The organism is Streptomyces sp. NPDC091972 (assembly GCF_044756385.1).
Classification (GTDB): Bacteria; Actinomycetota; Actinomycetes; order Streptomycetales; family Streptomycetaceae; genus Streptomyces.
This window is the reverse complement of sequence record NZ_JBIVSV010000016.1, coordinates 95,354-109,365: the sequence shown is the minus strand read 5'-3', so window position 1 is coordinate 109,365 and position 14,012 is coordinate 95,354. Positions and strand designations below refer to the sequence as shown.

Genomic DNA, 14,012 nt, shown 5'->3' with positions numbered 1-14,012 from the left:
AAGGGCGGCCGGTGCCCCCGCGACCTTCCCGTACATGGACGCCCCGCCTCCCTGAGGGCCGCCGGTCATACCCGGATACCGTCAAGGCGTGACCGACCAGCCCTCCGTGACCCCCGGCCCCACGGCTCCCGCCCCGGCGACCCCCGGCCCCACGGCTCCCGCCCCCGTGACCCCCACCCCCGCGGCCCCCACCCTCTTCACCTGGGAATTCGCCACCGACCCCTACCCCGCCTACGCCTGGCTCCGTGAGCACGCCCCCGTGCACCGGACCCGGTTGCCCAGTGGGGTGGAGGCGTGGCTGGTCACCCGTTACGTCGATGCCAAGCAGGCCCTCGCCGACCAGCGGCTCAGCAAGAACCCCGCGCACCATGACGAGCCCGCGCACGCCAAGGGCAAGACCGGCATCCCGGGGGAGCGCAAGGCGGAGCTGATGACGCATCTGCTGAACATCGATCCGCCGGACCACACGAGGCTCCGACGGCTCGTCAGCAAGGCGTTCACGCCCAGGAGGGTCGCCGAGTTCGCGCCGCGCGTGCAGGAGCTGACCGACCGTCTCATCGACGGGTTCGCGGCCGGCGGCACCGCCGACCTCATCCACGAGTTCGCCTTCCCGCTCCCCATCTACGCGATCTGCGACCTGCTCGGCGTCCCGCGGGAGGACCAGGACGACTTCCGGGACTGGGCGGGCATGATGATCCGGCACGGAGGGGGGCCGCGGGGCGGTGTCGCGCGGTCCGTGAAGAAGATGCGCGGCTATCTCGCCGACCTCATCCACCGGAAGCGGCAGGCGCTGCCGGACGAGGCCGCCCCCGGTGAGGACCTCATCTCCGGGCTCATCCGGGCCTCCGACCACGGTGAGCACCTCACCGAGAACGAGGCCGCGGCCATGGCCTTCATCCTGCTGTTCGCGGGTTTCGAGACCACGGTCAACCTGATCGGCAACGGCGTGTACGCGCTTCTCACCCACCCCGAGCAGCGGCACCGGTTGCAGAGGTCCCTCGCCGACGGGGAGAGGGGCCTCCTGGAGACCGGGGTGGAGGAACTCCTCAGGTACGACGGCCCGGTCGAGCTGGCCACCTGGCGGTTCGCCACCCAGCCCCTGCGGATCGGCGGGCAGGACATCGCGGCCGGGGACCCGGTGCTCGTCGTCCTCGCGGCCGCGGACCGGGATCCGGAGCGGTTCGCCGACCCGGACGTGCTCGATCTGTCCCGCCGTGACAATCAGCACCTCGGTTACGGCCACGGCATCCACTACTGCCTCGGTGCCCCGCTGGCCCGGCTGGAGGGCCAGACCGCGCTCGCCACCCTCCTCACCCGGCTCCCGGACCTTCAACTCGCGGTGGATTCGGCTGATTTGCGCTGGCGTGGCGGACTCATCATGCGTGGACTGCGTACTTTGCCCGTGGAGTTCACGCCCGTCCGGTAATCGACCGAGGGGTCCGGGGTATCCCGGGAGGATGCCGCGTAAACATGACACGCCCTCAAGTCTGTGATCTTCACGTGATCTACGCGGCATTAACTTGTGACAAGTGATCGAATCCCTATACGTTCACGGACCAGCGCGGTCCCCGTACCACTGCCGCGCGGGTACTTGCTGTCTCGGGAAAGGTCCCTCCATGCTCTCCGGGAACGGTCGTCACCGTCGCCCCCGTCAGGCTCCGGCTCTCCTCGTGGCGGCCGGTGTGACGGGATCCGCCATCGCGATCCCACTGCTCGGGGCGACCGGGGCGAGCGCCGCCACCGGCACCACGTGGGACCGGGTCGCGGAGTGCGAGAGCGGTGGCTCCTGGAGCGCGAACGACGGCAACGGCTTCTACGGCGGCCTTCAGATGTCCCAGGAGAACTGGGAGAAGTACGGCGGCCTCGAGTACGCCGAGACCGCGGACCTGGCCAGCCGCAACCAGCAGATAGCCGTGGCCGAGAAGCTGCTCGCGGACCAGGGCATCGCCGCCTGGCCGACCTGCGGGCTGCTCGGCGGTCTCAGCAAGGACGCGAGTTCGGCCGACGTCGACACGGGCGTGGGAAGCGGCACGCCCTCCGCCTCGGCGTCCAACTCATCCGGATCGTCCGGCTCGTCCAGTTCCGAAGGTTCCTCCTCTTCGTCCGGTTCCTCCGACTCGTCGGGTTCCGAGAAGTCCTCCGGTCTGCTCGACGCGCTGGACGGATCGTCCGGGACGCCCTCGCCCTCGGCCACTCCCTCCGGCGATGACAGTTCCGCCAAGCCGGACAAAAAGAACTCTTCGGTATCCGAGGGTTCCGCACAGCGGGACGCGCAGCCGTCCGACAGCTCGCCCGTGGTGAGCGCAGAAGAGGATGAAGCGGACAAGTCATGGCAGGAGGGCGGCTCTTCGGCCCTCGTGGACGTGGGTGCCCTGGGTTCCGGCAAGCATCGCGGCGACAGTGCCGAGGAGAGTGTGACGAAGAGCGCGGCCTCCCCCACGGCCGGCCGGCATGCCGCCGCCACCTACACGGTCCAGGAGGGCGACTCCCTCGTCTCCATCGCCGACTCCCTTGGTCTCGACGGCGGATGGCGCGCCCTCTACGCGGAGAACAAGGACCGCATCGGGACCGACCCGAGCAACATCGTTGCCGGTCAGACGCTCGACACAGGGGCTGAATAGGGTCGAAAAGACCTGAAAAACAGCGGGAGTTCACGTCACACTTCGCACTGAATGTCCACTTTGGTGAAAGTGTGGGATGAGTCTCAGAAGCCCTGATCGTCTTTGAAATTCCGCCGAACGCATGTCTACGGTCGTGACCGCTCGGCAACCCGAGCCCCGTCTGCCGCAACGCCGAATCCTGCCAGCGGCCGTACGGGAACAGTCGTCGCGTCAAGCGCCGTAGGCAGGAGCGGGGGACCCAAGGTAAGTGCCGGACCCAGCAGTTCACGCTGGACCGGCTAGGGGTGAAGTCGCGCTAGGAGCCGCAAGGCGCCGGGCGCGACCGGGCAACTCAACCGGCCCGAACCCGACAGCTCACCTCGCAGGCGTCGGTGAGGGGATCGATCCATGCTGTTTTCCGGCAAGGGCAAGCACCGTCGTCCGTCCAAGGCCACCCGCGCCGCCGCGCTCGCCGGCGTCACCGGTGTCGCCATCGCCGCCCCGCTGATGGCCGCGGGCAACGCCTCCGCCGCCACCGCCTCCGAGTGGGACGCCGTCGCCCAGTGCGAGTCCGGCGGCAACTGGTCCATCAACACCGGCAACGGCTACTACGGCGGTCTGCAGTTCTCCGCCTCCACCTGGGCCGCGTACGGCGGCACGCAGTACGCCGCGCAGGCCAACCAGGCCAGCAAGGCCCAGCAGATCGCCGTCGCCGAGAAGGTCCTCGCCTCCCAGGGCAAGGGTGCCTGGCCGGTCTGCGGCACGGGCCTGTCCAGCGCCGCCTACAACGGTGGCGGCAGCTCGTCCTCCGCCGGCTCCTCGAACTCGGGCACCAGCACCCGTTCGACCGAGGAGCAGAGCGCCTCCCGCTCCTCCGACCGTCCGGCCGCCAAGAAGACCGTCACCACGCCGACCGGCAAGAAGGTCAAGAAGGGCGACGGCGAGTACAAGGTCGTCAAGGGTGACACCCTCAGCTCGATCGCCGAGAAGCACAAGGTCAAGGGCGGCTGGCAGAAGCTGTTCAAGCTGAACAAGGACATCATCGACGATGCCGACTTCATCTTCCCGGGCCAGCAGCTCCACCTGAAGTGACACCTCGCTGAACCACAGTGCCCTCACAGGCGTGGTCCTCATACTGAAGACCTCGTGAGGGTCACCCCCCCGTCCCCACGGGCTCCCCGCTCCGGTGCGTGTTCCCCCGTACGCACCGGGGCGGGGCCTTTTCATGCGCGGGTGCCGGCCCGTCTTTGTTCAGTTCGGAAACAATTTACTCTCGGTTCTGTCCATGGGTCGGTCCACACGGTGGCCGATCCCCCGGAGCCGGTTAGGCTCGGTCTCGCAGAACCCACCGCGGTCCCGGCGGACCGTGTCACATCCCAAGAAGGAGATGCTCGTGCCGTCCATCGACGTCGTCGTAGCCCGGGAAATCCTGGACTCCCGAGGCAACCCCACGGTCGAGGTCGAGGTCGGCCTCGACGACGGCAGCACCGGTCGTGCCGCCGTCCCGTCCGGCGCCTCCACGGGCGCCTTCGAGGCCATCGAGCTGCGTGACGGTGACCCGAACCGCTACCAGGGCAAGGGTGTCGAGAAGGCCGTCCTCGCGGTCATCGAGCAGATCGGCCCGGAGCTCGTCGGCTACGACGCCACCGAGCAGCGTCTGATCGACCAGGCGATGTTCGACCTGGACGCCACCGACAACAAGGGCTCGCTCGGCGCCAACGCCATCCTCGGCGTCTCCCTCGCCGTCGCCCACGCCGCCTCCGAGGCCAGCGACCTCCCGCTCTTCCGCTACCTGGGCGGCCCGAACGCGCACCTGCTGCCGGTGCCGATGATGAACATCCTGAACGGCGGCTCGCACGCCGACTCCAACGTGGACATCCAGGAGTTCATGATCGCCCCGATCGGCGCGGAGTCCTTCTCCGAGGCGCTGCGCTGGGGCACCGAGGTCTACCACACCCTCAAGAAGGTCCTGAAGAGCAAGGGCCTGTCCACCGGCCTCGGCGACGAGGGCGGCTTCGCGCCGAACCTGGAGTCCAACCGCGCCGCCCTGGACCTCATCCTCGAGGCGATCAAGGAAGCCGGTTACATCCCCGGCGAGCAGGTCGCCCTGGCGCTCGACGTCGCCGCCTCCGAGTTCTACAAGGACGGCAAGTACCAGTTCGAGGGCAAGGACCGCTCGGCCGCCGAGATGACGGAATACTACGAGGAGCTCGTGGCGGCCTACCCGCTCGTCTCCATCGAGGACCCGCTGTTCGAGGACGACTGGGCCGGCTGGAAGGTCCTCACCGACAAGCTGGGCGACAAGGTCCAGATCGTCGGCGACGACCTCTTCGTCACCAACCCGGAGCGCCTGGCCCGCGGCATCGAGGACGGCGCCGCCAACGCGCTGCTCGTCAAGGTGAACCAGATCGGCTCGCTCACCGAGACCCTCGACGCCGTCGAGCTCGCCCAGCGCAGCGGCTTCAAGTGCATGATGTCCCACCGCTCCGGCGAGACCGAGGACGTCACCATCGCCGACCTGGCCGTCGCCACCAACTGCGGCCAGATCAAGACCGGCGCCCCGGCCCGCTCCGAGCGCGTCGCCAAGTACAACCAGCTCCTGCGCATCGAGGAGATCCTCGACGACGCCGCGGTCTACGCCGGCCGCAGCGCGTTCCCGCGCTTCAAGGGCTGACACCGGCTGGCCCTTCCGGGGTCAAGCCTTAGCCAGTCGTACGTACGTCCCCGTACCGGTCCCGTACCGTGTGCGGGGACGTACGCACGTAGAAGGGGAGGCGGAGAGCCGATGGCCGTGAAGGACCGGGACCGTTTCTCCACGACGACGAGGATCAGGCTGCTCGGCGAGCAGACCGCGGCCCGTGTCTACCGCTCCCAGACCAGACGGCAGGCCCGCCGCTCCCGGCTGACCGGCCGGGCCGCGCTGCTCGCCCTGGTGCTGTGCACGCTGGTGGTGGCGCTGGCGTACCCGATAAGGCAGTACGTCTCGCAGCGCGCCGAGATCGCCGATCTCCAGCGGGAGAAGGAGCAGGCCGCCGAACGGGTCGAGAAGCTGCGCGACCTCAAGGCGCGCTGGCAGGACGACGCGTACGCGGAGCAGCAGATCCGGCAGCGGCTGCACTACGTGATGCCGGGTGAGACGGGGTTCGTCGTCGTCGACCCGGACGCCGCGAAGCAGTCCCGCAGCGACCTGGGCGCGGCCGACCGCCCCTGGTACGCGAACGTCTGGGACGGGGTCGACAAGTCCGACGCCTCCGACCAGTGAACCGACCGATGGACCGATAGAAAGACAGGCATGGAAACGCCTCCGCCCTCCACTCCGCGCACCGAGCCTACCGACGCGGACGTCGAGGCCTTCAAGCAGCAGCTCGGCCGGCCGCCGCGCGGTCTGCGCGCGATCGCGCACCGCTGCCCCTGCGGTCAGCCGGACGTGGTGGAGACGGCCCCCCGCCTCCCCGACGGCACGCCCTTCCCGACGACGTACTACCTGACGTGCCCGCGCGCCGCCTCGGCGATCGGCACCCTGGAGGCGAACGGCGTCATGAAGGAGATGACGGAGCGGCTGCAGACCGATCCGGAGCTCGCCGCCGCCTACCGGGCCGCGCACGAGGACTACATCGCCCGGCGTGACGCCATCGAGGTCCTGGAGGGCTTCCCGAGCGCGGGCGGCATGCCGGACCGGGTGAAGTGCCTGCACGTCCTGGTCGGCCACTCGCTGGCCGCGGGCCCGGGCGTCAACCCGCTGGGCGACGAGGCGATCGCGATGCTGCCGGAGTGGTGGCGCAAGGGCGCGTGCGTGACCGTCTCCGAGCGGCAGGAGGAGGCCCAGTGACCCGGGTCGCCGCGATCGACTGCGGTACGAACTCCATCCGTCTCCTCGTCGCGGACTGCGACCCGGAGACCGGTGAACTGGTCGACCTGGACCGGCGCATGACGATCGTGCGGCTGGGCCAGGGAGTCGACCGGACCGGGCGGCTCGCGCCCGAGGCCCTGGAGCGGACCTTCGCCGCATGCCGGGAGTACGCGGCGGTCGTCAAGGAGCACGGGGCCGAGCGGCTGCGGTTCGTCGCCACGTCCGCCTCCCGCGACGCGGAGAACCGGGACGAGTTCGTCCGGGGCGTCCTGGACATCCTCGGCGTCGAGCCCGAGGTCATCTCCGGGGACCAGGAGGCCGAGTTCTCCTTCACCGGGGCGACCAAGGAGCTCAAGGGCAGCGACCACCTGGACAGGCCGTATCTGGTGGTGGACATCGGCGGCGGCTCGACGGAGTTCGTCGTGGGCGACGACCGGGTGCGGGCCGCGCGGTCCGTGGACGTCGGCTGTGTACGGATGACCGAGCGGCACCTGGTCGTGGACGGGAAGGTCACCGACCCGCCCACCGCGGAGCAGGTCGCGGCGATGCGTGCCGACATCGAGGCCGCTCTCGATCTGGCCGAGGAGACCGTGCCGCTGCGCGAGGCGCGGACCCTGGTCGGCCTGGCCGGCTCGGTCACGACGGTCGCGGCGATCGCGCTGGGACTGGACGAGTACGACTCCGCGAGGATCCATCACTCACGGATCGGCCGCGACCGGGTCAAGGGCATCAGCGACGCCCTCCTCAAGGCCACCCACGAACAGCGCGCGGCTGTGCCCAGCATGCACCCGGGCCGCGTCGACGTGATCGCCGCCGGAGCCCTCGTCCTCCTGTCGATCATGGAGCGGATCGGTGCCGGGGAGGTCGTGGTGAGTGAGCACGACATCCTCGACGGGATCGCGTGGTCCATTGCGTAGGCCCCGCCGGGCACCTCTGCTGAGCAGGCAGAACAACGTATGAGCATCTCTGAGGGGCCCTTCGGGGCCCCTCTTCGCCGTGCCGCCCGGAAAGTTCGTGAAGTTCTTCACAAGGAATTGGGTCCTGTCGGACGACGAATGTGGTCCGGTTGACCCTTCCGGGGCCTCAACACCCGTGTGAACACGTTCAAAACGGTGGGATGCGGACCTCGGGGGAGGGGTGCACGAGGGTCCCGTGAGCACCCCTCACGGGGCCGTTTCCGGCACGGAGAGGCAGCTCACGCGGCATTGACAACGGAGATCCCTGTACCGTGGTTCCCGTTCCGCGCCATGACCTGAGTCACGCGGGCCGCGGAGGATAGCACACCCCCTGGAAGAGCTTGTGAAGGGGCGCACGAGCGACCCCCCTGGGGCGGGTGGATACTCGATGGCATGAGCACCACGGAGCGTCCCAGGATCCTCGTAGTAGGCGGTGGGTACGTAGGCCTGTACGCAGCTCGGCGCATCCTCAAGAAGATGCGCTACGGCGAGGCGACCGTCACGGTCGTCGACCCCCGGTCGTACATGACCTACCAGCCCTTCCTCCCCGAAACCGCCGCCGGCAACATCTCCCCGCGCCACGTCGTCGTCCCGCTGCGACGCGTGCTGCCCAAGGCGGAGGTCCTCACCGGCCGGGTCACCACCATCGACCAGGACCGCAAGGTCGCCACGATCGCCCCGCTGGTGGGCGAGGCGTACGAGCTGCCTTTCGACTACCTGGTGATCGCGCTCGGCGCGGTCTCCCGCACCTTCCCGATCCCCGGCCTCGCCGAGCAGGGCATCGGCATGAAGGGCATCGAGGAGGCCATCGGCCTGCGCAACCACGTGCTTGAGCAGCTCGACAAGGCCGACTCCACGACCGACGAGGAGATCCGCCGCAAGGCGCTCACCTTCGTGTTCATCGGCGGTGGCTTCGCGGGTGCGGAGACCATCGGCGAGGTCGAGGACATGGCCCGCGACGCGGCCAAGTACTACACCAACGTCTCGCGCGAGGACATGCGGTTCATCCTCGTCGACGCCGCCGACAAGATCCTCCCCGAGGTCGGCCCCAAGCTCGGCCAGTACGGCAAGGCGCACCTGGAGAGCCGGGGCGTGGAGATCTACCTCTCCACCTCGATGGACTCCTGCGTCGACGGTCACGTGGTCCTCAAGAACGGCCTGGAGGTCGACTCCAGCACCATCGTGTGGACCGCAGGCGTCAAGCCCAACCCGGTCCTCGCCCGCTACGGCCTCCCGCTGGGCCCGCGCGGCCACGTGGACACCGCCCCGACCCTCCAGGTCCAGGGCACCGACTACATCTGGGCCGCCGGCGACAACGCCCAGGTCCCGGACGTCGCCGCCCGCAAGGCCGGCGTCGAGAACGCCTGGTGCCCGCCGAACGCCCAGCACGCGCTGCGCCAGGCCAAGGTCCTCGGCGACAACGTGATCTCCGGCATGCGGGGCTTCCCGCAGAAGGAGTACAGCCACTCCAACAAGGGTGCTGTCGCGGGTCTCGGCCTGCACAAGGGCGTCGCGATGATCGTCATGGGCAAGATGAAGATCAAGCTCAAGGGCCGTCTCGCCTGGTACATGCACCGCGGCTACCACGGTCTGGCCATGCCGACCTGGAACCGCAAGATCCGCGTCTTCGCCGACTGGACCCTCGGCATGTTCCTCAAGCGCGAGGTCGTCTCCCTCGGCGCCATGGAGAACCCGCGCGAGGAGTTCTACGAGGCCGCGCGTCCGGTGCCGGCCGCCGAGCCGAAGAAGACCGAGGCGAAGGCCTCCTGACCCTCCCGGTCGCCGAACGAACCGAAGGGCCCCCTGCCATCCGTGGTGCAGGGGGCCTTTCGGGGTTTTCCGGGATTGACCATGACCCTTCGGTTGTTTACCCGGGTGGACAAATCCGGGATCCTCGTCACGGAGGTGTGGGCCATGGCGGATGCCGCACTGCGGCTGAAGAGTCTGCTCGAACAGTTGCTGGGAGCCGAGCTCCCGGTTCGGATCCGGGCCTGGGACGGCTCACAGGCGGGGCCGCCCGGCGCGCCCACCCTGTTCGTCCGCAACCGCCGCGCCGTGCGCCGACTGCTGTGGAAGCCGGGCGAACTGGGCCTGGCCCGCGCCTGGGTCGCCGGGGACCTCGACATCGAGGGCGACTTCTACGCCGCCCTCGGCCTGCTCTCCGGCCTGGTCTGGGAGCGCGACGACACCCGCTCCGCGCTCCAGGTCCTGCGTGACCCGCAGACCCGCGCCGCGCTGCTCGGACTCGTCCGGCTCGCCGGTCTGCCGCTGCCCCCGGCCCCGCCCCGCGAGGAGGTCCGCCGCACCCGGGGCCATCTGCACACCAGACGCAGCGACAAGCGCGCCATCAGCCACCACTACGACGTCGGCAACGGCTTCTACGAGACCGTCCTCGGCCCGTCCATGGTGTACTCCTGCGCCTACTGGCCGAGTCCGGACGGCACTCTCGAACAGGCCCAGCACGACAAGCTCGACCTCGTCTGCCGCAAGCTGGCGCTCCAGCCGGGACAGCGGCTCCTCGACGTCGGCTGCGGCTGGGGCTCGATGGCGATCCACGCCGCCCGCGAGTACGGCGTGAGCGTCGTCGGCATCACCCTCTCCCAGGAGCAGGCCGCCTACGCCCGCAAGCGCGTCGCCGACGCCGGGCTGACCGACCGGGTCGAGATCCGCGTCCAGGACTACCGCGACGTGGCCGACGGGCCGTACGACGCGATCTCCTCCATCGGCATGGCCGAGCACGTGGGCTCGGAGAAGTACCTGGAGTACGCCGAGGACCTGTACCGGCTGCTCGCGCCCGGCGGTCGGCTGCTCAACCACCAGATCGCCCGGCGCCCGCTGTCCGACGAAGAGGCCTACGACCTCGACGAGTTCATCGACGCCTACGTCTTCCCCGACGGCGAGCTCGCGCCCGTCGGCACCACGGTGACCCAGCTGGAGCGGGCCGGGTTCGAGGTGCGGGACGTCGAGTCGATCCGTGAGCACTACGCGCTCACCCTGCGCCGCTGGGTCGCCAACCTGGAGTCCGGCTGGGAGCGTGCGGTCCGGCTGGCCGGTCCGGGCCGGGCCCGGGTCTGGCGCCTCTACATGGCCGCGTGCGCCCTCGGCTTCGAACGCAACCACCTCGGCGTCAACCAGGTCCTGGCCGTCCGCACCCCCGAGTCCGGCCGGTCCGGGATGCCGCTGCGCGCCCGCACCTGGAACTGAGCGCACGGAAGGGGCCCGCCACCCCCTCCGTGACGGGCCCCGATGCCGTAGCCCTGCTCCGCTACTCCGCCTTGATGGCGGCCAGCATGTTCATGCGGGCCGCCCGGCGGGCCGGCCACAGCGCGGCGAGGATGCCGACCGTCGCCGCCAGCAGCAGGAAGACGGCCATCCGGGCCCAGGGCAGGACCAGTTCGTACGTCGCCATCTTCGAGCCGAGCAGCTCACCGGCCGCCCAGCCGAAGAAGACGCCCAGTCCGATGCCGAGGACACCGCCGAACAGGGAGATGACGAGGGACTCCAGGCGGACCATCCGCTTGATGCCCTTGCGGTCCAGGCCGATCGCGCGGAGCATGCCGATCTCCTGGGAGCGCTCGAACACCGACATGGCCAGTGTGTTGATGACCCCGAGGACCGCGACGATCACCGCCATCGCCAGCAGGCCGTAGAGCATGTTCAGCATCAGCGTGAACATCTGCGCGATGGACTCGGAGAGGTCCTTCTTGTCCTGGACCTTGATGGCCGGGTTGGTGCCGAGCACCTTCTCCAGCCTGTCCTTGGTGGCGTCCGAGGCCCCGCCGGACGTCTTCAGCATGACCTGCATGTCGGACACGTCGCTCAGGTGCGGGTCGAGCGTGGCGGTGTCGACCATGATGCCGTGGATCAGCTCGTTGCCCTCGTAGATCCCGGCGACCGTGAGCTTCTGTGCCTTGCCGTCCTCGTAGTGCACGGTGAAGGCCGAACCCGCCTTCCAGCCGTGGGACTTGGCGGTGTCCTGGTCCACGACGACCCGCGCGCCGCCGACCTCGAAGGCGCCGCTGTCGACCTTGAGGTCGGTCAGCTTCCCGATCGCCGGGCCGTTGACGCCTGTCAGGTACTCGGTCTCGCCGTCGATGCGGGAGGGCGCGTTGCGCAGCGGGCTGACGGCGGTGACGCCCTCGGCCTTCGCCAGCTTCCGCTCCACGTCGGCGGAGAGCTCGTTGCCGTTCGCCATGGAGACGACGTAGTCCGCCTTGACGGCCGCCGAGGCCATCTTGTCGATGGACTTCTGGAGGCTGCCCGCCATCACCGTCATGCCGGTGATGAGGGTGAGGCCGATCATCAGCGCGGAGGCGGTGGCGGCCGTACGGCGCGGGTTGCGCACCGAGTTCTGACGGGCGAGCTTCCCGGAGATGCCGAAGACGCGCATCAGCGGGGCCGCCGCCGCGATCAGCGGGCGGGACAGCAGGGGGGTGAGGATGAAGACGCCGATGATCAGCAGGACCGCGCCCAGCCCCATGGGGGCCTGGCCGTCCGAGCCCTCCATCGTCGTGGCCGCCAGGACGACGGCGACACCCGCGCCGCTGAACAGCGCGCCCAGCGTGTTGCGCAGCACCAGCGACTTGGTCGTCGCCTTGGCGTGCACGCTGCTCATCGCCGCCACCGGCGGGATCTTCGCGGCCCGGCGGCCCGGCAGCCAGGCCGCCAGCATGGTGATCAGGACGCCGACCGCGAGGGCCGCGCCGACCGTGCCCGGCGTGATGACCAGCGGGCCGTCGGGGACGGTCGCGTCGAACGTGCCCATCAGGGACCGGAGCCCGGCGCCGATGCCGATGCCGGCCACGAGACCGGTCACGGCGGCCACCAGGCCCACCACGAACGCCTCGATCAGCACCGACCGCGTGACCTGGCGGCGGGACGCGCCGACCGCCCGCAGCAGGGCCAGCTCCTTGGTGCGCTGGGCGACCAGCATGGTGAAGGTGTTGGCGATGATGAAGGTGCCGACGAACAGCGCGATGCCGGCGAAGACCAGCAGGCCCTGCTTGAGACCGCTCATCGAGGCCGCGATCATCTCGGCCTGCCGGTCGGCGAGTTCCTTGCCGGTCTCGGTCTCCACCTGGCTTGCGGGGAGCGCCTTGTCCAGGGCGGCCCGCAGTGCGGCCTGGGAGGTGCCGGGGGCGGCCTTCACGTCGATCTCGTCGTACGTCCCCGGCTTGCCGAACAGCTTCTGGGCGGTGGCCGTGTCGAACAGCGCGAGGCTGCCGCCGGCCGCGACATTGCCGTCGTCGGTGGTGAAGATGCCGGTGACGACCGGCTCGAGGACCGGGCCGTCGACCGAGATGCGCACGGTGTCGCCGATCTTGTAGCCGGCCCGCTTCGCGGTCTCCGAGTCGATGGCGACCTGGTTCGCGCCGTGCGGTGCGGTGCCCTCGGCGAGCGGGTACCGGGGGTCCTTGTCCCCGTAGTAGTTGCCGCCCTGCGACTGGAAGCCGCCGCCGATGAGCTTGCCCTGCTTGTCGGCGATGGCGGTGAAGCCGCTGACGACACCGATGGCGTTCGACGCCCCGGGGACCTCGGCGCTCCTGTCGAGCAGGGCCTGGGTCAGCTCGTGGCGCTTGCCGATCGTGTTGCCCTTGTCCTCGTCCCAGTCGGGGGTGACGGCGACGTCGACCTGGTCGAAGCCCTTGGCCGAACTCTTCTGGTAGGCCTCGGAGATGGTGTTGGTGAAGACGAGGGTGCCGGACACGAAGGCCACGCCGAGCATCACGGCGAGCACGGTCATCAGCAGCCTGGCCTTGTGCGCGAGTACGTTGCGCAGGGCGGTGCGGAACATCAGCTCGTGCGGCCCTTCGCGTCGAACTGCTTCATGAAGTCGAGGACGTTGTCCGCGGTGGGCTTGTACATCTCGTCGACGATCCGGCCGTCCGCGAGGAACACCACCCGGTCCGCGTACGCCGCGGCCACCGGGTCGTGGGTCACCATGACGACGGTCTGCCCGAGCTCCCGTACGGAGTTGCGCAGGAAGCCCAGGACCTCGGCGCCGGAGCGCGAGTCGAGGTTTCCGGTCGGTTCGTCGCCGAAGATGATGTCGGGCTTGGACGCGAGGGCCCGGGCGACGGCGACGCGCTGCTGCTGACCGCCGGAGAGCTGGGCGGGGCGGTGGCTGAGCCGGTCCCGCAGGCCGACCATCCGGATGACCGAGTCGAGCCATTCCTTGTCCGGCTTGCGGCCCGCGATGTCCATGGGGAGCGTGATGTTCTCCAGGGCCGTCAGGGTCGGCAGCAGGTTGAACGCCTGGAAGATGAAGCCGATCTTGTCGCGCCGCAACTTGGTGAGCTGCTTGTCCTTCAGGGAGCCCAGCTCGGTGTCGCCGATGCGGACCGACCCGGAGGAGAAGGTGTCGAGGCCGGCCACGCAGTGCATCAGCGTGGACTTGCCGGAACCGGAGGGGCCCATGATCGCGGTGAACTCGGCCTGCCGGAACTCGACGGTGACCCGGTCGAGGGCGACCACCTGGGTCTCGCCCTGTCCGTAGATCTTCGACAGATCCGCGGCGCGTGCGGCCACGGAGGTGGCCCGGCCGGCGATCGGTGTGGTGGTCACGGGATGGAACTCCTAGCGGGACGACGTCGTTGAAGGACGTCT

General features: G+C 69.6%; 11 protein-coding genes and 1 riboswitch. Of the genes, 9 read left to right on the top strand and 2 right to left on the bottom strand.

Annotated elements, in window-relative coordinates:
• The first annotated feature begins 88 nt into the window (after nucleotides 1-88).
• The 9 genes from ACIQJT_RS36230 (at nucleotide 89) to ACIQJT_RS36190 (ending at nucleotide 10,610) form a co-directional block, all read left to right on the top strand.
• Nucleotides 89-1,426 (top strand): cytochrome P450, encoded by a 1,338-nt coding sequence (locus tag ACIQJT_RS36230; protein ID WP_402649973.1) that lies wholly within the window; start codon nucleotides 89-91, stop codon nucleotides 1,424-1,426.
• A 190-nt stretch (nucleotides 1,427-1,616) separates the two neighbouring features.
• Entirely contained in the window at nucleotides 1,617-2,621 is a 1,005-nt protein-coding gene (locus ACIQJT_RS36225) for a transglycosylase family protein (RefSeq protein WP_365451821.1), read from the top strand.
• A gap of 205 nt (nucleotides 2,622-2,826) precedes the next feature.
• A riboswitch (cyclic di-AMP (ydaO/yuaA leader) is annotated at nucleotides 2,827-3,004 on the top strand.
• A gap of 4 nt (nucleotides 3,005-3,008) precedes the next feature.
• Nucleotides 3,009-3,692, top strand: a complete 684-nt coding sequence (locus ACIQJT_RS36220) for a transglycosylase family protein (protein WP_365451819.1) — start codon at nucleotides 3,009-3,011, stop codon at nucleotides 3,690-3,692.
• A 295-nt stretch (nucleotides 3,693-3,987) separates the two neighbouring features.
• Nucleotides 3,988-5,274, top strand: coding sequence for a phosphopyruvate hydratase (gene eno / locus ACIQJT_RS36215; protein ID WP_007382562.1), 1,287 nt, complete (start codon nucleotides 3,988-3,990; stop codon nucleotides 5,272-5,274).
• Between the two features lie 111 nt (nucleotides 5,275-5,385).
• The gene (locus ACIQJT_RS36210; RefSeq protein ID WP_365451817.1) at nucleotides 5,386-5,862 is read left to right on the top strand and encodes a septum formation initiator family protein; all 477 of its coding nucleotides are present in this window, start codon (nucleotides 5,386-5,388) and stop codon (nucleotides 5,860-5,862) included.
• 30 nt (nucleotides 5,863-5,892) lie between these two features.
• Nucleotides 5,893-6,429: a DUF501 domain-containing protein gene (locus tag ACIQJT_RS36205; RefSeq protein WP_365451815.1), complete on the top strand. Its 537-nt coding sequence runs from the start codon at nucleotides 5,893-5,895 to the stop codon at nucleotides 6,427-6,429.
• Nucleotides 6,426-7,367 carry an exopolyphosphatase gene (locus ACIQJT_RS36200; protein WP_402649972.1) on the top strand — a complete coding sequence of 314 codons (942 nt, stop codon included), beginning with the start codon at nucleotides 6,426-6,428 and terminating at the stop codon, nucleotides 7,365-7,367. Before ACIQJT_RS36205 ends, ACIQJT_RS36200 begins: the two co-directional genes overlap by 4 nt.
• Nucleotides 7,368-7,799: 432 nt before the next feature.
• Entirely contained in the window at nucleotides 7,800-9,176 is a 1,377-nt protein-coding gene (locus tag ACIQJT_RS36195) for an NAD(P)/FAD-dependent oxidoreductase (protein ID WP_078959856.1), read from the top strand.
• Nucleotides 9,177-9,320: 144 nt separating this feature from the next.
• Nucleotides 9,321-10,610, top strand: coding sequence for a class I SAM-dependent methyltransferase (locus ACIQJT_RS36190; protein WP_402649971.1), 1,290 nt, complete (start codon nucleotides 9,321-9,323; stop codon nucleotides 10,608-10,610).
• 61 nt (nucleotides 10,611-10,671) lie between these two features.
• Here the strand turns inward: ACIQJT_RS36190 and ACIQJT_RS36185 are convergent, their stop codons facing one another.
• A complete protein-coding gene (locus ACIQJT_RS36185) occupies nucleotides 10,672-13,200 on the bottom strand; it encodes an ABC transporter permease (RefSeq protein ID WP_402649970.1) in 2,529 nt (842 codons plus the stop codon).
• The gene (locus ACIQJT_RS36180) at nucleotides 13,200-13,970 is read right to left on the bottom strand and encodes an ABC transporter ATP-binding protein (protein ID WP_402649969.1); all 771 of its coding nucleotides are present in this window, start codon (nucleotides 13,968-13,970) and stop codon (nucleotides 13,200-13,202) included. Before ACIQJT_RS36180 ends, ACIQJT_RS36185 begins: the two co-directional genes overlap by 1 nt.
• Between the last annotated feature and the right edge of the window lie 42 nt (nucleotides 13,971-14,012).